Source organism: Citrobacter sp. Cpo040 (genome assembly GCF_030332915.1).
Lineage (GTDB): Bacteria > Pseudomonadota > Gammaproteobacteria > Enterobacterales > Enterobacteriaceae > Citrobacter > Citrobacter portucalensis.
Map to the genome: position 1 here is coordinate 741,423 of NZ_JAOWGX010000034.1, position 17,012 is coordinate 758,434.

Consider the following 17,012-nt stretch of genomic DNA (forward strand, 5'->3'; position numbering starts at 1 on the left):
GGAGTTTTATTGAATAGCTACTTCAGTTTCAGCATCAAAGAAATGGCATTTCGCCATATCAAAATGAATAGTGATATTTTCTCCTGCGTGATAATCATTCACTGCCCCAGCACGGACCACTAACTCATGCCCCCCAACAATGGTATAAAGCATAAATTCAGCGCCAGTTAATTCTGCAACGCTAATTTTTGCCGACACACTATTTTTATTATTAACCTGCGGATGTATATCTTCAGGACGAATTCCCAGCGTGACCGCCTGATGTTCATAACCCTGTAGTTTTAATTGTGCTAATTTATTTTCTGGAATCGTTAATTTCAGTGTTTCAGTAACAAACTTATCACCGTCAATCGCGCCACGAATAAAGTTCATGGCCGGTGAGCCAATAAATCCTGCGACAAACATATTTGCTGGGTGGTTATAAACTGTTTTCGGCGCACCAACCTGCTGAACAATGCCATCCTTCATAATCACAATACGCGTCGCCATGGTCATGGCTTCGGTTTGATCATGGGTAACATATATCATGGTGGTATTGAGTTTCTGATGCAGCTTGCTGATTTCTGCCCGCATCTGTACGCGAAGTTTGGCATCGAGGTTCGATAAGGGTTCATCCATCAGGAAGACCCCTGCCTCACGAACAATCGCACGCCCCAGTGCCACACGTTGACGCTGACCACCGGATAACGCCCCCGGTTTACGTTGCAGATAATCGCGCAGGCCAAGGATTTGCGCCGCCCAGTTGACACGCTCCTCAATCACGGCAGGGGGAATTTTCTGCATTTTCAGGCCAAACGCCATGTTGTCATAGACTGTCATGTGCGGGTACAACGCGTAGTTCTGAAAAACCATCGCAATGTTGCGCGATTTCGCCGGCACATCGTTCATCCGTTTACCGTCAATCAGCAGATCGCCGCCGCTGATCTCTTCCAGGCCGGCGATCATGCGCAACGTCGTTGACTTCCCGCAACCGGAAGGCCCAACAAAAACAATAAACTCTTTGTCTTCGATTTCCAGATTGAAGTCTTTAACGACGTGTACCTGGTTGTCGTAAATTTTTTGAATATGCTGCAACGAAAGCTGTGCCATGTTGAATCCTTTACTTGTCGTGTTGCCAGAGAGCCGATAAGCACGGCCACGTCAGAAATTCGGTTGAAGGAAGTTGCAGGCTTGCCCCGTTCAGCCCCGTACCGATGCCGACAGAAAGCATGCCGCAGGCGTTGATTGCATCAATTCCTGCTTGTGCATCTTCTATGCCAATGCACTGTTGCGGGTCAACGCCAAGCCCCGCACAGGCCGCCAGAAAAATCTCCGGATCCGGTTTTGAATGGGTAATCAGCGCCGCATCCGCACAAAAGTCAAAACAAGCGCTAAGATCAAGCGCCTGTAAAATAGTGGGCGCATTGAGCGACACGGAGGCCAGCCCCACTGGAATCCGCTCTTCCCGCAGCGTCATCAGCAGCTCACGTATTCCCGGCAGTACCGAGTTCACCGTCAACTGGCGCAAAGAATGGACATACAGCCTGTTTTTTCTCTCGGCCAATTGTGCGCAAACTTCAGGTGTAAATTCCCCCGCTTTCCCGCCATATTGCAAAATACGCTGTAGCGATTCGCCGCGACTAATCCCTTTCAGGCTGTCATTAAATGTTTCGTCAATCGCAATTCCTATTTCACCGGCTACCTGCCGCCAGGCGAGAAAATGCAGATGAGCAGTGTCGGTAATCACGCCATCTAAATCAAAAATGATGGCCTGTGGTTTGAAGATCATTCATCGCCCCTTCTAGTGGTAGCGGTCCCATGGGTGGGCGAAATAATGGCGTCATAGCAGATTACGGCCTCCCCCTGCACGGAGACTTTTTTGCCATTAATCCAAAGGATAATTTGCTCAGCACTGCGAATACGGATTTCGGCAGCGTTGATAGTTATCTGCATAGTGGAACCCTGCCAGCGCATTGGGAAAGACAGTGTTTGCCAATGTTCCGGTAATGCAGGGGCAAGATGTAACTCCCCATGGCGAATATTCACTCCGGCAAATCCCTGGATTGCGCCCAGCCAGATGGCCCCCGTCGCCGCTGCGTGAATACCGTCATCACAGCTATGTGGATCGTCTCCGAGATCGATAAGCGAACCTTCGCGCCAGAACCGATACCCCTGAGCCGAATCACCGCAACGCGCAGCTACAATCCCATGAATCGCCTTACTCAAAGAGGAGTCGTGAATCGTGCGTGGCTCGTAATAACGCAGGTTAGCCAGACATGTTTGCGGGCTAAATTGCTCCGGCAGCATGTAAGTCAGCATCACGACATCGGCCTGTTTGAGAATTTGCATCTCGTTGACTTCTGCACGGGAGTAATCGAGCAAAATCGTCTGCTTGCCCGCTTTTGCTTTGTAACTGGACAGATCGATAACCGGTTTGCTCAGGAAGGTGTCATCCTGAGGTAACACACCATCGGACAACGCTTCCGGACGCCAGAGATGGCGTAAAAAATGCTCAGCACGATGAATAAAGATCTCATCGTTACAGCCCAGGCGACGCGCAAAACCGAGCGCCTGCTCTACGTTGTACCAGGCCATGTAGTTGGTGAACGCATTGTTGTTCACATGCTCAGTGTATTCATCCGGACCAATCACATCGTGGATCTCTAAACGATCGTTGACCATGACAGCCCTGCTTATCCAGAACTTCGCTGTTTCCAGAAGCAGCGTTATACCTTCACGAGACATAAAGTTCATATCCCCGGAGGCATGCCAGTAATTGATCACCGCCCAGGCAATATCCGCCACGAGATGATGCTCAGCCTGGGCGGAGGCCACTTTCTGCCGCAGTCCGGTACGGATGTTGATCGCCGCGAATTCAGGCGTCTCCTCCTCACCGCTGCGCGCGCTCTCCCAGGGAAACAGCGCCCCCTGCCAACCGTTGCGGCGGGCTTTCTCACGCGCGCCCGACAAATTATGCCAACGGTAACGCAATAGACTTCTCGCGGTTTTCGGTTCGGTAAATAGGTGAAACGGTAACAAAAAGACCTCAGTATCCCAGAAGATGTGGCCTTTATACCCTTCGCCCGTCAGACCTTTGGCCGCAATACTGCTGCGCTCATCGTGATCTGGCGTCATTACACGCAAATGATAGAGCGCATAATCCAGCGCTCGCTGATCGCTCATATCATTACTGGTGACCTGAACACGATGGCTTTGCCACCAGGCATGCCAGTTAGCGGTCGATTCCGCCAGCAGCGCGTCATATCCCTGCTGGGCGCACGCTTCCAGATTACGCAGCGACTGGCGTCCCCAGGTTTCCAGCGACAGGCTGCGCTCGCTCGCCCAGTCGATCCAGCTAATTTTCGTCAGCGTAACGCGTTGTCCAGTTTTCGCCTGCACGCTATTGTGTTGTAACAACCGACGTTCTTTCGCGGTGAAGCAGCGCTGCGCCGTACCGTCTACGTCGCAAAACGTCGTGATCGCGATATCGTTGCGATTGTCCTGGGTGGTGTAAATGCCTTGCAGCAGATGCTGACCAAATACCCGGACCTGCGTTTCATCCAGATGCTGACGTCCATGATTGGTGATCGTGGCATCAATCCCGGTTGAGATGCCAATGCTCGCATCACCATCCAGCGGGGTAACGGCAACTTCCATAGCAAACAGCGGCAGTTTTTGCGCCGAGACAAACCGCCGACTCTCAATAGCGAAACGTGCGCCGCCGGGCGCTCGCCAGACCAGGGTACGGCGTAATTCTCCGCTGGCAAAATCCAGTTCACGATACCAGCGCTCAATCACGCCGCTGGTTAGTGAGAAAATCTCGCCATTAAGCGCGATCTCCACGCCCACCACATCAGGCAGATTAACCAGTTCATTAATTTCACCTTTCCCCGCCCGGTGATACAGTCCCGCCAGATACATGCCGCGAGTTTGTAAGGTGTAGGCTTCTTCGTGGCTGGCGCGAATCCCCATATAGCCGTTGCCAAGCGTCATCAGCGACGCATATTTGTTGAGGCTGTGTGGGCAAAAAGCCGGTTCGGTTAGCATTACTGGCTTCGTCATAAGTCTACATATGTTCCTGTTTCAGCCGATTCATACAGTGCGGCAACCAGTTGTTGAATAACGACGCCCTGCTCTGCGTCTGCAATAGCGACAGGCTCGCCCTGAACGTGATTCACGAAGGCCTCCATGCTGCGAAAATGACGATTGTCATCGGCTATTTCGCGCTGGAACAGCACATCCAGCGTCCCGTCACGATCGGTATAGACCTGCGCCGGAAATAAGGTCGCCCCGGCAAGATCGCCACAGAAATTGACGTTCATAATCGATTGTTCAGGAATATTCAGCGCGAAAGAGGTCTCAAGGCGCAGGATCCCGCCGTTATGAAATTCGATCGTGCCGAACAGAGAATCCTCAACGGTGTACGTCGCGGGATCCCATTCCCCAAACTGGCCGCTGTTCTTACGCGTACCAATACGTTGATAGCTATGCGCGTTAACGCGCTTTACCGCCGGGAAGCCCAACACATACATCGCGGCATCAAGCATATGGATACCGATATCAATCAGCGGCCCGCCGCCCTGCAGTTCCTTGTTGGTAAAAACACCCCAGCCGGGTACGCCGCAGCGGCGCAAGGCGCGGACATTAGTGACATAGATTTCACCCAACACGCCGCTCATTACCTGTTCGCGAAGCAGTTGTGTATCCAGTGCGAAACGATGATGAAAATCATAAGCCAGTACCTTCCCCATACGCCGCGCCGTTTGACACATCTCCAGCGCCTCGTCTGGCGTCATTGCCGGAGGCTTCTCGCACATCACATGACAGCCGGCGTTCAGCGCCAACATGGTGTGTTCGTAATGAAAACGATTGGGCGAACAGATGCTGACGATATCTGGCTTAGCCTCGCGTAACATCGTCTGAGGATCGTCCCAAACCTGCGGATTACCGTATTTCTCTGCCAGCACCTGCGCCTGTGACAGGCGGCTGTCACAGAAAGCCACCAGTTCCAGATCGTTGCGGGTGCAGTAGTACGAAGCATGAACTTTATCCGCTACCTGCCCGGCGCCGATAATGGCGACACGTAGCGGAGCGCTTGTCAGTGCACTTTTCACGGAAATCCTCTTAGCAGGTACGCAGCCAGGCCAGCGACTGACGGTATGCTTCCGGCAGGTTCTCCGCCCGTACGCGCCCTTCATACACTACATAGCCCTGATAATTATCTTCACGCAGTTGGTCAAAAAGCGCAGAGAAATCCAGCGTACCGCTCCCCGGCTGATAACGATGGTTATCCGCAATATGCACGTGTCCCAACAGATCGCGATTGTCATGCAGCGCCTGTGCCATATCATCTTCTTCGATATTCATATGGTAAAAATCACCAATGATTTGCACATGCTTCAGGTTGTTTTCCACGATATAGCGGCGAGCATCCGCCAGGGTGTTGATCATATGATCCTGATAGCGGTTGAGCGGCTCGAGATACACCACCGTCCCCGTACGCTCGGCAACTTTATCGAGATAAATCAATGAATCACTGACGGCTTTGCGATCGCCTTCCAGACTACGCGGAGAGGTCATCGGCGGTAGGCGGAAGGTAAACATACCCCAGGCGGCAGGGACAATAATGCCTTGCCCGCCTACTTCGGACAGCGCTTCGAGAATGCGGGTAATCTGCTGTAAACCATTCAAACGTCGTTCTTCGATAAAATCACCGATCCAACCGTCATACCCCCCGCAGGCGGTGGTAACAGGCAGACCCGTTTCTTTGATCGCCGCTTTCACTTCCTCAAGATTGTTGACCAGCAGTTTGCCGTCAATTTCAAAACCATCAAAACCCATCTCTTTGATGTAACGGAATTTCTCGAGAATATTTTCCGGGAAAAAAGCCTGATTCTGTGTTCCGATTTTCATTTTCTGTATTCCTTAATTAAAACGTCACGCCCATTTTGATGCTCTGTTCTGGATGGCGATCGACATACTGCATATAGCTTTCCGGGCTGCTGGCGAAGGTGACTACCGGATCGATAAGCTCTTCACAGTTCAGATAACCGTTCATCAACAGTTCCCAGCAGGTCTCCTCAATGCGCTTGCGGCTCCAGCGCGGATAATCTGGATTTGGTTCACTGCAGGCCCGGGAGAAGACTATTTTGGCGTTGTTGAAGTGCGCTTCACGGCCCAGGTTAAACCCTTCAGCAAAAGGTTTTGCGAAGGCGACATAGGAGATGGTTCCGCCATAAGCCAGACCGCGTAGCGCCGATTGCAGCGCATCCGCATAGCCGCTGGTTTCGATAATCACATCCGCGCCCTGTTTGCCGGTCAGCTTTTTAATTTCCATGCCCACGTCGGTGCCAATCGGATCCAGACAGAAATCAGCCCCATGGCGACGCGCGATATCACAACGATGGGCAATCGGATCCACGCCAATAACCACTGACGCACCCGCTTTCTTAGCCAGTTGTACGGCGATTTGGCCAATTGCCCCTAACCCGACGATGACAACAAAGTCGCCGACGCGCACATTGGCATCGCGCACACCGCTCATGGCGAACTGTGCTGGGTCATAGCACACGGCATTTTTCCACGAACTGCCTTCAGGCATTTTGCGCAGTTTGTAGTTGTTCACCGCATTAAAAATAACCGTCTCTGCCAGAGGACCGTAGCCGCAAACTGAATCGCCAACGGCGTATTCGGTCACATCGCTACCACATTCAATGACATCGCCCACTACCATGTTGCCAAGCTGGAACTTACCGAATTCGATCCCGCGCGGTGCCCCTTCCGGACGTGGCATGAACATTTGCCATTCACCGTTAAAATCTTCGTCAATAAACGGGCTGGCAGCGCGAAAATCGACCACTTCCGTGCCATGTTTCGGTGCGCCAAAACGTACGCGGACTTTCACTTCATTGGCGGATACCGCTCTGTCTTCATATTCCACCAGCGCTGCAACACGCGGTTCGGTGGCAACTAACTTCTTCATTTACAACTCCTTAATTAAACTGGCCGCTTAGCCTTTCACGCCGCCTGCGGTCAAACCACTTTTAATAAAACGTTCGGAAAGCGCATACATAATGACAACCGGCAATGCGGTGACTAACGACGCGGCCATCATGCGTCCCCAGATATAGTCAGGCGTACTGAACAGCGCGTTCAGACCGACCGGTAAGGTAAAATTGCTGGCGCTGGAGAGGAAAATCGAGGCGAACAGATAGTCATTCCACGCAACCATAAAGCAGTACACAAAGACTGAAACCAGACCGGACATGGCCAACGGCACGGTGATGCGAAAGATAATTTGCAGACGATTTAAACCATCCATCATCGCGGCCTCTTCTATCTCATCCGGAATGGTGTCGAAGTAGCTTTTCAGCATAAACACGGCTGTCGGCAGCGTTTGTGTCACCATGGTGATAATCAACGCCATTTCGGTGTCATAAATGCCGAGGGCCGTAATGATTTTGAAAAGCGGCACCACCAGCAAAATCCCCGAAAACATGTACACCGTGTAAAAACTGGCATTGATGGTCATCCGTCCCTTAAAACGCAGACGGGAAAGCGCATACGCCCCGAGCACGCCGAGAAACACCGCCACCACCGATGACGTGACCGATACCACCAGGCTATTACGGAAGTAGTCAACAAACGGGAAGATCATCGGGTTAAAAATGTCGATGTAATGTTCCAGCGTCCATTGCTGAGGTAACAGCGTGGGATGCAGCGAGATCGCCTCTTTTGCGCTTTTGAATGAGGTCATCAGCATCACAAAAAACGGAAATAACGTGATGCCCAGGAAGACAATTAATCCACAGTAAAAGCCGATGCGGCCAAGCGTGCGTTTATTTGTTGCCATTGAGGTTCACCCGTTTTCTGGTCAGCAGGATAACAGCGAAAATAATGACGAAGAGGACGACGGAAATTGCGGCCGCTTTGCCTAAGTCATTAAATGCAAACGCTGTTTTATAGAGATAGACCCCGAGAATATCGACTTTAGTGGTCAGCAGATAAACATCGGCGAACATATAGAACATCCAGATCGTACGCAGCGTGACTACGGTCGCCAGCACCGGCATGATCGCTGGCAGCGTGACGATACGAAACCGTTGCCAGGCGTTTGCGCCGTCCATTTCTGCCGCCTCATACAACGATTTATCAATGGTCTGTAAAATCGCCAGAAACGAGATAAAGGCATACGGGAAGTAGCGCCAGATGGCGAACAACACGACCAGCGCGAAGCTGCTACCGGGATTGTCGAACCACAACGGCGCCTGATCGTAGAGATGCAACAGATCCACGCCGAGGTAGTTCACAATGCCGTAGCCATTGTTGAACATGTATTTCCAGGCAAACACCAGCGAAATTGATGGCGTTACGTAAGAGAGGATGACCAGTGAGCGCGCCGTTTTCCGCAGACGAAACTCACGGTTAAAAAACATCGCCACTCCCAGCCCCAGTACCGTGCTCCCTGCTACAACCAGCGCGGTATACCAGACCGTCATCCACAGCGAATGCCAGAATCCGGGATCGGATAAGATACGGATATAGTTGCTCAGCCCGACAAACGTAGACTCAATTTGCGGATTAAGCGGCAGACGCATAAAGCTGATTTCGATGTTAGATATCATCGGCCATGCAACTAACCCCCCCAACAAGAGTAAGCTAGGCGCCAGCAGCAACATGGCAAATGGCATGTCCGATCGACCTGAAAAGAACTTATTCATCACGGCTTTCCATTTCCCCATTAGCGCTGTTCAACAAGGTCATCCAGTTTGGTCTGGCTGGCCTTCATCGTCGTTGAAAGGTCAGCTTTTCCTACCGTGACGTTGTGCACCATGGTGCTTATGACGCCGGAACCCGTAACGTCACCCATGCGGGTAAAGTTCTTATCACCGACGGCGCCAAAGACCTGAATATTTGGCAGTTCGGCAATCAGTTGATTGGGTAACTCACCCAGCGCTTTAATGACGGCGTTATCTTTCCACGTCGAAGTATTCACCACCGCTTTGTTGACCGGCAGCGCCGCCCCTGGCGACATCATGACCCAGTCCGCAATGTTGTCTGCCTGCTCCATAAAGGTGACAAATTTCTGTGCCGCTTCTGTTTCTTCGGTTTTTTGACCTGCGGTAATGGTTAGCGACGTCAGCATGCCGTAAACAGCGGAATCTTTTTCCGTCGGCACCATAAAGCCAACATTTTTAGGATCGCCCTCTTTGATCACCGCCGGGAGGATATAGGTGGAATAAATCGCCATTGGCGCCGTGCCGTTCATGAAAGCATCTTTGACTTCCATGATGTCGTTCGAGCCAGGCATGGTGTTCATGGCAAGTTGGCGGTAATACTGCAACGCCTGCGCCATTTCAGGTGTGTCGAGCGTAATCTTTCCCTGCGCATCAAAAACGTTGGCCTGGTTAGAGAGCGCGAACTGGGAGAATGACTGTTCGGTCAGAACGCTTTCTGCCGTAGGTAGCGCAATGCCGTATTTCTTACTGCCAGGATTGTTGAGCTTCTGCGCCACGTTCAGCAATTGCTGCCAGTCTTTTGGCTCTTCCAGTCCCGCTTTTGCCAGCACATCTTTGCGGTACCAGATCCCGCCAATCCAGGCGCTGACCGGAACCCCGGTCCATGCACTACCGTCTTCAGTGCGTACAATACGCAGGATGCCATCATAAAAAGTACCCTCACCTACGCCGTTGATGACCTGCGCTACCGCTTTACGGTCGATGAGGGACTCTTTGTCCATAACTTTCGCGTAGTCATGGCTGGTTTCAATGATTTCAGGCAGAGAACCACTGCGCGCCAGGGTGATGACCTTGGTGTTGTAAGCATCTTCTTCCACAGGGACCTGTTTGACGCTGATGCCCGGGTTTTCTTTTTCAAAACGCTCAATCAGTTTTGCGATAACCGCTTGCCGCTCCTGCTCAACAGAAGAGTGCATAAATTCAATCGCGACAGAGGACTTTTTATCATCCTTACACCCGGAAACCAGAGCGCAGGAAACCAGTGCTGAAATCAGCACAATTTTAGCTTTAAGCATGAAATGTTCCTTTTTATTACTTAACCCACATGACCTGCCAGGCGTACAACGTTAATTCCTTACCTGAAATAGTTTTACCGCTAATCAAATCAACTCCATTTTCAATGTCAATACGAATGGTTTGAGTATGACCGCTGACATTAAATAATCCGATAACTTGCTCACCTGTTTCCGCCATACGTTTAATTTGCATTACGGCCGGTGTAATACTGCTAATTTGAAAATCACTATCAGGATGAAATGCTTTATTATTGCGACGTATTACAATTAGTCGGGATAACTCATGATAAATAGCGTGACGCAAACTGGTTTCATCTTTCAGCTCCGTTTCTATTTGTCTTACCTGATATTTTTTGCGGTTAATCGCACGGTTATAACCGAACGTCTCAACACCTTTATAATCATTGCGTGACCCAAGGATGCTTTGAATGTAAACCGCCGGCACTCCTGGAAAACTCAGCAAAATGGCATGTGCGAGAATAAAGCGAGAAAACCGTTCGGCATCGCTACAATTACCAGGCGTTAGCGCATCCATATATGTCACGTTAATTTCATACGGACTGCGACTGCCATCAGGGTTATTTTTCCAGTTAACCAGCGCGCCTTCCTGTTGTAGTTCCGTCACCAGCCGCATGATCTCGTCTTCAGGCAACAAACCGCGTAATGGGTTGAGACCAATGCCGTCATGCGATGCGAGAAAATTAAACCAGGTCGTCTCACCAGACGGCAGCTGCAGTGATTGCGCCCACTGGCACAATGTCGACGTATCCTGGCGTTGTACCGCATGCAGCACCAGCGGCGGCAGCGAAAACTGGTACACCATATGCGCTTCATCATGGCCATTACCGTAGTAGGACACGTTATCCTTATGCGGGACGTTGGTTTCGGTAATAATCGCCGTACCAGGCGCCGCGCAGTCAGCAATAGCGCGTAATAGTTTGATAAGCTGATGCGTTTTTTCCAGATGAATACAGCTCGTTCCAGGCTCTTTCCACATAAAGCCAACCGCATCCAGGCGAACATAATCTGCGCCCTGCTCAAGATAACTTAGCAGCACATCAACCATCGCCAGTAATACCACCGGGTTGGCATAGTTGAGATCGATCTGGTCATCGCTGAACGTCGTCCATAAGTGACGCACGGTGTTATCTTTTAGCGTAAAAGGTGTCAGTAACGGTAATGCGCGTGGACGTGTGACGTTGCTCAGGTCCGTATCAGGATCCATTGCAATAAAGAAATTTTCATAACCGTCAAGCTGTTGCAAATAATTATTAAACCACTCGCTTTTAGCTGACATATGGTTACAAACAAAATCAAACATCAGTCGACTGGATTCACCTAATTCCTTAATATCATTCCAGTCACCGGTTTCTTTGGCAACCTGATGGTAATTAATCACGGAAAAACCATCATCCGATGACCACGGATAAAATGGCAGCAGATGCACATGAGAAAATGTCGACTTAAGCCATTCATTATAAAACTGATTAAACGTCGGTAGCGGTTTTTTACCAGCCCCGTGGAATTGATCGGCGTAGGTAATAAGCACCACATCGCCCTCGTCCCAATGCGCTTTACGGATTTTTTTAATTAATCCCTGTGATTTCTCTAAACGTGCAAACAGCGCTTCATAGTGGCATGAAGTAAATGTATGACCATAAACTTCTGTCAGGCATTTTTGGATTTTTTGGTTCACCTTCGATTCTCGTGGTAGCGGTCCCATGAATCAAGAGACTACTCTGCGGGAAATAAGCTGTCAATCAGCTAAGGTGGTCTTGAGGGGGGTAAAAAAAGAATTTTGGCAGCCAAAAATCGTATTTGTGAGCTGCCGCAAATTAACTGAGGGAATGTTGATTAATTGTTGCTTGCTTTTGCTGATTCAAATATCAGGGTTGATTACCTGAATAACGTTTCGACAATTTTGCCGCAGCCCGACTCAACACCGGTTCCAGAACCAACGCCAGCAGCATTTTTAGCGGGCGTCGGGCGACGGACTTCACCGCCCACCCTGCTACACCCGCCGGGCCGTAGCGCAGCGCGGTCAGAAGCACCAGCTTACCTGCTATTTTAAAGCCCGGCTTAACCCTTTGCCCGGCACGTTGCCAGCGATTGTTCATTTCTGTCCTCACAATTGACGGAAGCGACTACGTAAGGAAAAAGTATCGGACGTCACATAACGTTCCATTTCACGTAAACGCTTTTCACTTGCCGCCAGCTCGCGATCGACGGCATCCAACAGCTCACCGCTTGATGGCTGCTGCTCGCCGGAAACCACGTTGTCCGGCATCGGATCCAACACAAACGTCAGCACGATGTAGGCGACAAAGGTGAAAAAGGCCAGACCAAAAAAGATGGACAGTACCACCAGGATCCGCACCAGTTTCACAGGCACATCGAGATAATGCGCAATACCCGCGCAAACCCCTTTCACCATGCCCTGCTGCGGTATACGCCACAGTTTTTTATTCAGATTAACGCCTCCCATTAGCGGTCCCTCCAGTTTGGATGTTCAGCATCAAGAATGTCTTCCAGCGCCTGAATGCGCTCGCGCATCCGCTGTGCGTCATCGTTGAGTTCGACCAGACGTTGCTGTTCACTTTGCGACAGTTCACCACGACTGGAACGGTTGCTGTAATGCAGCCAGAGCCAAATCGGTAAAACGAACAACACAAAGATGGTTAACGGGATGGCCAGAAATAGCGCGCTCATGAGTACTCCTTACAGGTGATGAGCGGCGGCGCGTTCGGGCGCCGCCAGATGTTATTATTGCTTGTCTTGCTGCATTTTGGCTTTAAGTTGCGCCAGCTGCTCGCTGATTTCATCATCTGCTTTCAGGTCAGCAAATTGCTGATCCAGGGATTTCTGTTTACCGAAGTTATGGCTTTCAGCCTCGGCTTCCATCTGATCGATTCGACGCTCGAAAGATTCAAAACGCGCCATCGCTTCATCAAGTTTACCGCTGTCCAGTTGACGACGAACATCACGCGAAGAACTCGCTGCCTGATGACGCAGCATCAGCGCCTGCTGACGAGCACGGGTTTCACTGAGTTTATTTTCCAGCTCACCGATCTCTTTTTTCATACGCGCCAGCGTATCGTCAACCAGTGTCACCTCATGCTCCAGAGAGGCAATTAAATCGGTCAGTTTCTGCTTTTCAATTAACGCAGAACGCGCCAAATCTTCTTTCTCTTTACGCAGCGCCAGTTCAGCTTTTTCCTGCCACTCTGCCTGTTGCGCGCTGGCCTGTTCAATACGGCGAGATAATTGTTTCTTTTCTGCCAGCGCACGCGCTGAGTTGGAACGTACCTCAACCAGCGTGTCTTCCATTTCCTGGATCATCAACCGCACCAGCTTCTGCGGATCTTCAGCCTTTTCCAGCAACGCGTTAATGTTGGCGTTCACGATGTCGGCAAAACGAGAAAAAATACCCATAATGTAATCCTCACTTACTGTTCTGATATCGGGCAATGCCCTGCTGTTTTCGTAATGCACGGGGCGTGCCAACTTTTTATCTAATTGATTCTAATAATTATATCTAATTTTACCTGTTGCGAAAATTAGGGTAAATTGGTGAATAACACTAACAAATGGTGAATTTCATCATGGCAGGATACAAAGATAATCTTCTGGGCGAAGCGAACAGCTTTATTGAAGTGCTGGAGCAGGTTTCTCATCTCGCGCCGCTGGATAAACCAGTACTGGTTATAGGTGAGCGCGGGACCGGGAAAGAACTTATCGCCAACCGCCTGCACTACCTCTCCACCCGCTGGCAAGGCCCGTTTATTTCGCTTAACTGCGCGGCGCTAAACGAAAATTTGCTTGATTCCGAACTGTTTGGTCACGAAGCGGGTGCCTTTACCGGCGCGCAAAAACGCCATCCAGGACGTTTCGAACGCGCCGACGGCGGTACGCTGTTTCTCGATGAACTGGCAACTGCCCCGATGTTGGTACAGGAAAAATTGCTGCGCGTTATTGAATATGGCGAGCTGGAGCGCGTAGGTGGTAGCCAACCATTACAGGTTAACGTACGACTTGTTTGTGCGACCAATGCTGACTTACCTCGCATGGTTAGCGAAGGCACTTTCCGCGCGGACCTGCTGGATCGCCTGGCCTTTGACGTGGTGCAACTCCCACCGTTACGCGAGCGTCAAAGTGACATTATGTTAATGGCCGAACATTTTGCCATTCAGATGTGCCGCGAGATCGGATTACCTCTGTTTCCGGGTTTTAGTGCCGAGGCCAGAGAAACGCTCCTCCACTACCGTTGGCCGGGCAATATTCGTGAACTGAAAAACGTCGTGGAGCGATCCGTTTACCGGCATGGAACCAGTGATTACCCGCTGGATGAGATAATCATTGACCCCTTCCGCCGCCACACTACGCAGCCGCAGGCGCCGGAAACTAAACCGATGTCTGTAGGGTTACCGCTGGATCTGCGTGAATTCCAGCAGCAGCAAGAGAAAGACTTTCTACAAACCAGCTTACAGCAGGCAAAATTTAACCAGAAAAAAGCCGCTGAATTACTGGGGCTGACTTACCATCAGCTTCGCGCTTTGCTGAAAAAACACCAGATTTAACGCACATTTGCAGATGTCATATTGGCGGATTTGACGCATAACCCCATCAGGGTTTACCATGACGCCATTACTGTATAAAAAAACAGGTACAAATATGGCTCTGGCACTCGTTGGCGAAAAAATTGACAGAAACCGTTTCACCGGTGAGAAAATTGAAAATAGTACATTTTTTAACTGTGATTTTTCAGGTGCCGACCTGAGCGGCACTGAATTTATCGGCTGTCAGTTCTATGATCGTGAAAGCCAGAAAGGGTGCAATTTTAGTCGTGCGATGCTGAAAGATGCCATTTTTAAAAGCTGTGATTTATCCATGGCGGATTTTCGCAATGCCAGTGCGCTGGGCATTGAAATTCGCCACTGCCGCGCACAAGGCGCAGATTTCCGCGGCGCAAGCTTTATGAATATGATCACCACGCGCACCTGGTTTTGTAGCGCATATATCACGAATACCAATCTAAGCTACGCCAATTTTTCGAAAGTCGTGTTGGAAAAGTGTGAGCTGTGGGAAAACCGTTGGATGGGTGCCCAGGTACTGGGCGCGACGTTCAGTGGTTCAGATCTCTCCGGCGGCGAGTTTTCGACTTTCGACTGGCGAGCAGCGAACTTCACACATTGCGATCTGACCAATTCGGAGTTGGGTGACTTAGATATTCGGGGCGTTGATTTACAAGGCGTTAAGCTGGACAACTACCAGGCGTCGTTGCTCATGGAGCGGCTTGGCATCGCGGTGATTGGTTAGCATTCACGGAGCGGTAAGTACCGCTCCCGCCCTTATACAATAGTGTCCGCCCTTGCCTTAAAAGTCACTTTCGACGCACAGAGCGTAAACGTTAGAGGGTTCCGGTCCCCCCATCAGAACACCAGACCTGACCAGACGTATAGCTGTTCTCCCGAGCGGCCAGGGTGACATAAAGCGGCGCGATTTCCACCGGTTGACCAGGGCGTCCCAGCGGCGCATTTGCCCCAAATTTCTCCACCTTTTCCTGCGGTTGACCACCACAGCACTGCAGTACAGTCCAGTATGGACCCGGCGCGACGGCATTGACACGGATCCCTTTCGGGGCCAGCTGTTTCGCCAGCGATTTAGTAAATGCCACGATAGCTGCTTTAGTCTGAGCATAATCAAGCAAGATTTCACTTGGCTCATAAGCCTGTACGGAGGAGGTATTAATTATCACGCTGTCTGGTGAAAGATGGGGTATGGCCGCTTTGGTGATCCAAAACATAGCGTAAACATTGGTTTTGAATGTTGCGTCGAAGTCTTCTGTGGTGAGTTCCTCAATTGACTCACAAAATTGCTGACGACCCGCATTATTGACGAGGATATCCAACCCTCCCAGTCCTTTTACCGCCTGTGTTACCAGATGACCGCAAAAAGCCTCATCACGGATATCTCCGGGGATGGCCAAAACATTTCTGCCTGCTTTTTTTATCAGATCGACCACTTCACGTGCATCGTCTTCTTCTTCAGGTAAATAGTTAATCGCAACATCAGCGCCTTCACGAGCATAGGCAATAGCAACAGCACGACCAATCCCTGAATCCCCACCGGTAATTAATACCTTGCGCCCATTCAGGCGACCGCTTCCCTGATAGCTGTCTTCTCCATGATCGGGGCGCGGTTGCATTTTCCCCGCCAGCCCGGGAAAGGGCTGCTGCTGCTGTTGAAAAGGCGGCGCCGGAAAACGCGCAGAATTGCTTTTATTGATGGTCTTTTTTTCCTTGTTTAAGCCAGCCATTCAATTACCTCTCATTATTTATCACAAAGACTAATAAGCGTAGACCAAAATGAATGGCATGACCTATATTATCCAGCTACACTTAATTTTCTCGGAATATTACCCTCCCTACTTTCCTCTACCGTTGCGCTTATATCCACACCAACGTTAGATTTAATTTAAAAAATATTATTTGAGACTTATCCAGTTCGCAGTGTTAATAAATAGCAACCACACTTAACATCTCAATCTGGGCAAAAGGAGAACGTATGAAATTATCCATAACGCCATTATTATGTTGTTTTTTATTGTCGCCAGCGCTTGCTGATGATAATGGCGGGTTGAAAAATGATACAGCTCCACCGCCAGCCCACGCTCTGGATGAAGGTTATCGTGGGACTGAAGATGCAAGAATCATGACTGTCGAACAGGCCAAAACGATGCATGACGGTGCGACCATTTCTCTGCGAGGTAATCTCATCGAGGATCAAGACGGAGACAAATTTGTCTTTCGTGATAAAACCGGCAGTATCATGACTTTAATTCCACACGCGGTTTTCGATGGTCGAACGGTTAAACCCGATCAAATGATCAGTATTAACGGTAGCCTCGACGCTAAAATGCAACCACCAGTAGTACGCGTAAATAAGATCCAGAAGTAACGCAATAACCGGGAAGAAAGCCGCTCTTCCCGGTCGATTTTCT

The 17,012-nt window shown here is 50.2% G+C and carries 18 protein-coding genes; 3 read left to right on the forward strand and 15 right to left on the reverse strand.

Features of this window, described 5'->3' with window-relative positions; genetic code table 11:
- Positions 1-6: 6 nt before the first annotated feature.
- The 14 genes from OGX86_RS08340 to pspA form a co-directional block, all read right to left on the reverse strand.
- Positions 7-1,089, reverse strand: coding sequence for an ABC transporter ATP-binding protein (locus OGX86_RS08340; RefSeq protein ID WP_048223967.1), 1,083 nt, complete (start codon positions 1,087-1,089; stop codon positions 7-9).
- Between the two features lie 10 nt (positions 1,090-1,099).
- Positions 1,100-1,768: a beta-phosphoglucomutase gene (gene pgmB / locus OGX86_RS08345; RefSeq protein ID WP_048216277.1), complete on the reverse strand. Its 669-nt coding sequence runs from the start codon at positions 1,766-1,768 to the stop codon at positions 1,100-1,102.
- On the reverse strand, positions 1,765-4,041 hold the full coding sequence (locus OGX86_RS08350) for a glycoside hydrolase family 65 protein (protein ID WP_286639798.1): 2,277 nt from the start codon (positions 4,039-4,041) through the stop codon (positions 1,765-1,767). The genes pgmB and OGX86_RS08350 overlap by 4 nt, the downstream gene beginning before the upstream one ends.
- Positions 4,038-5,093, reverse strand: coding sequence for a D-glucoside 3-dehydrogenase (gene ycjS / locus OGX86_RS08355; protein ID WP_286639802.1), 1,056 nt, complete (start codon positions 5,091-5,093; stop codon positions 4,038-4,040). Before ycjS ends, OGX86_RS08350 begins: the two co-directional genes overlap by 4 nt.
- Positions 5,094-5,103: 10 nt before the next feature.
- On the reverse strand, positions 5,104-5,892 hold the full coding sequence (gene ycjR / locus OGX86_RS08360; protein ID WP_048216275.1) for a 3-dehydro-D-guloside 4-epimerase: 789 nt from the start codon (positions 5,890-5,892) through the stop codon (positions 5,104-5,106).
- Between the two features lie 16 nt (positions 5,893-5,908).
- Positions 5,909-6,961, reverse strand: a complete 1,053-nt coding sequence (gene ycjQ / locus OGX86_RS08365; RefSeq protein WP_048216274.1) for a D-guloside 3-dehydrogenase — start codon at positions 6,959-6,961, stop codon at positions 5,909-5,911.
- Positions 6,962-6,988: 27 nt separating this feature from the next.
- The gene (locus OGX86_RS08370) at positions 6,989-7,831 is read right to left on the reverse strand and encodes a carbohydrate ABC transporter permease (RefSeq protein WP_003020474.1); all 843 of its coding nucleotides are present in this window, start codon (positions 7,829-7,831) and stop codon (positions 6,989-6,991) included.
- The gene (locus OGX86_RS08375) at positions 7,818-8,699 is read right to left on the reverse strand and encodes a carbohydrate ABC transporter permease (protein ID WP_003840754.1); all 882 of its coding nucleotides are present in this window, start codon (positions 8,697-8,699) and stop codon (positions 7,818-7,820) included. Before OGX86_RS08375 ends, OGX86_RS08370 begins: the two co-directional genes overlap by 14 nt.
- A gap of 20 nt (positions 8,700-8,719) precedes the next feature.
- Positions 8,720-10,012: an ABC transporter substrate-binding protein gene (locus OGX86_RS08380; protein ID WP_286639805.1), complete on the reverse strand. Its 1,293-nt coding sequence runs from the start codon at positions 10,010-10,012 to the stop codon at positions 8,720-8,722.
- A 16-nt stretch (positions 10,013-10,028) separates the two neighbouring features.
- Positions 10,029-11,735, reverse strand: coding sequence for a sugar phosphorylase (locus OGX86_RS08385; RefSeq protein WP_103015358.1), 1,707 nt, complete (start codon positions 11,733-11,735; stop codon positions 10,029-10,031).
- Positions 11,736-11,898: 163 nt separating this feature from the next.
- Entirely contained in the window at positions 11,899-12,129 is a 231-nt protein-coding gene (gene pspD, locus OGX86_RS08390; RefSeq protein ID WP_003833267.1) for a phage shock protein PspD, read from the reverse strand.
- Between the two features lie 8 nt (positions 12,130-12,137).
- The gene (gene pspC / locus OGX86_RS08395; RefSeq protein ID WP_040093158.1) at positions 12,138-12,497 is read right to left on the reverse strand and encodes an envelope stress response membrane protein PspC; all 360 of its coding nucleotides are present in this window, start codon (positions 12,495-12,497) and stop codon (positions 12,138-12,140) included.
- Entirely contained in the window at positions 12,497-12,721 is a 225-nt protein-coding gene (gene pspB, locus OGX86_RS08400) for an envelope stress response membrane protein PspB (protein WP_003020509.1), read from the reverse strand. Before pspB ends, pspC begins: the two co-directional genes overlap by 1 nt.
- Positions 12,722-12,775: 54 nt before the next feature.
- On the reverse strand, positions 12,776-13,444 hold the full coding sequence (gene pspA / locus OGX86_RS08405) for a phage shock protein PspA (RefSeq protein ID WP_003020532.1): 669 nt from the start codon (positions 13,442-13,444) through the stop codon (positions 12,776-12,778).
- 155 nt (positions 13,445-13,599) lie between these two features.
- Here pspA and pspF point away from each other — a divergent pair, with 155 nt between their 5' ends.
- Entirely contained in the window at positions 13,600-14,589 is a 990-nt protein-coding gene (pspF, locus tag OGX86_RS08410) for a phage shock protein operon transcriptional activator (protein WP_161495982.1), read from the forward strand.
- Between the two features lie 94 nt (positions 14,590-14,683).
- Entirely contained in the window at positions 14,684-15,328 is a 645-nt protein-coding gene (locus OGX86_RS08415; protein ID WP_001749994.1) for a quinolone resistance pentapeptide repeat protein QnrB6, read from the forward strand.
- 91 nt (positions 15,329-15,419) lie between these two features.
- Here OGX86_RS08415 and OGX86_RS08420 read toward each other — a convergent pair whose 3' ends face one another.
- Positions 15,420-16,328, reverse strand: coding sequence for an SDR family oxidoreductase (locus OGX86_RS08420; protein WP_087878576.1), 909 nt, complete (start codon positions 16,326-16,328; stop codon positions 15,420-15,422).
- A gap of 248 nt (positions 16,329-16,576) precedes the next feature.
- On the opposite strand from OGX86_RS08420, the gene OGX86_RS08425 reads away from it, so the two are divergent.
- Entirely contained in the window at positions 16,577-16,969 is a 393-nt protein-coding gene (locus OGX86_RS08425) for a YdeI family stress tolerance OB fold protein (RefSeq protein ID WP_286639809.1), read from the forward strand.
- Positions 16,970-17,012: the final 43 nt, after the last annotated feature.

Excerpts from the sequence above, each read along its gene's own strand:
- OGX86_RS08370 (WP_003020474.1), bottom strand. The coding sequence starts at position 7,831 with ATGGCAACAAATAAACGCACGCTTGGCCGCATCGGCTTTTACTGTGGA.
- pgmB (WP_048216277.1), bottom strand. The coding sequence starts at position 1,768 with ATGATCTTCAAACCACAGGCCATCATTTTTGATTTAGATGGCGTGATT.
- OGX86_RS08420 (WP_087878576.1), bottom strand. The coding sequence starts at position 16,328 with ATGGCTGGCTTAAACAAGGAAAAAAAGACCATCAATAAAAGCAATTCT.
- pspD (WP_003833267.1), bottom strand. The coding sequence starts at position 12,129 with ATGAACAATCGCTGGCAACGTGCCGGGCAAAGGGTTAAGCCGGGCTTT.
- OGX86_RS08340 (WP_048223967.1), bottom strand. The coding sequence starts at position 1,089 with ATGGCACAGCTTTCGTTGCAGCATATTCAAAAAATTTACGACAACCAG.
- OGX86_RS08380 (WP_286639805.1), bottom strand. The coding sequence starts at position 10,012 with ATGCTTAAAGCTAAAATTGTGCTGATTTCAGCACTGGTTTCCTGCGCT.
- OGX86_RS08415 (WP_001749994.1), top strand. The coding sequence starts at position 14,684 with ATGGCTCTGGCACTCGTTGGCGAAAAAATTGACAGAAACCGTTTCACC.
- pspB (WP_003020509.1), bottom strand. The coding sequence starts at position 12,721 with ATGAGCGCGCTATTTCTGGCCATCCCGTTAACCATCTTTGTGTTGTTC.
- pspF (WP_161495982.1), top strand. The coding sequence starts at position 13,600 with ATGGTGAATTTCATCATGGCAGGATACAAAGATAATCTTCTGGGCGAA.
- pspC (WP_040093158.1), bottom strand. The coding sequence starts at position 12,497 with ATGGGAGGCGTTAATCTGAATAAAAAACTGTGGCGTATACCGCAGCAG.
- OGX86_RS08350 (WP_286639798.1), bottom strand. The coding sequence starts at position 4,041 with ATGACGAAGCCAGTAATGCTAACCGAACCGGCTTTTTGCCCACACAGC.
- ycjQ (WP_048216274.1), bottom strand. The coding sequence starts at position 6,961 with ATGAAGAAGTTAGTTGCCACCGAACCGCGTGTTGCAGCGCTGGTGGAA.
- OGX86_RS08425 (WP_286639809.1), top strand. The coding sequence starts at position 16,577 with ATGAAATTATCCATAACGCCATTATTATGTTGTTTTTTATTGTCGCCA.
- OGX86_RS08385 (WP_103015358.1), bottom strand. The coding sequence starts at position 11,735 with ATGGGACCGCTACCACGAGAATCGAAGGTGAACCAAAAAATCCAAAAA.
- pspA (WP_003020532.1), bottom strand. The coding sequence starts at position 13,444 with ATGGGTATTTTTTCTCGTTTTGCCGACATCGTGAACGCCAACATTAAC.
- OGX86_RS08375 (WP_003840754.1), bottom strand. The coding sequence starts at position 8,699 with ATGAATAAGTTCTTTTCAGGTCGATCGGACATGCCATTTGCCATGTTG.
- ycjR (WP_048216275.1), bottom strand. The coding sequence starts at position 5,892 with ATGAAAATCGGAACACAGAATCAGGCTTTTTTCCCGGAAAATATTCTC.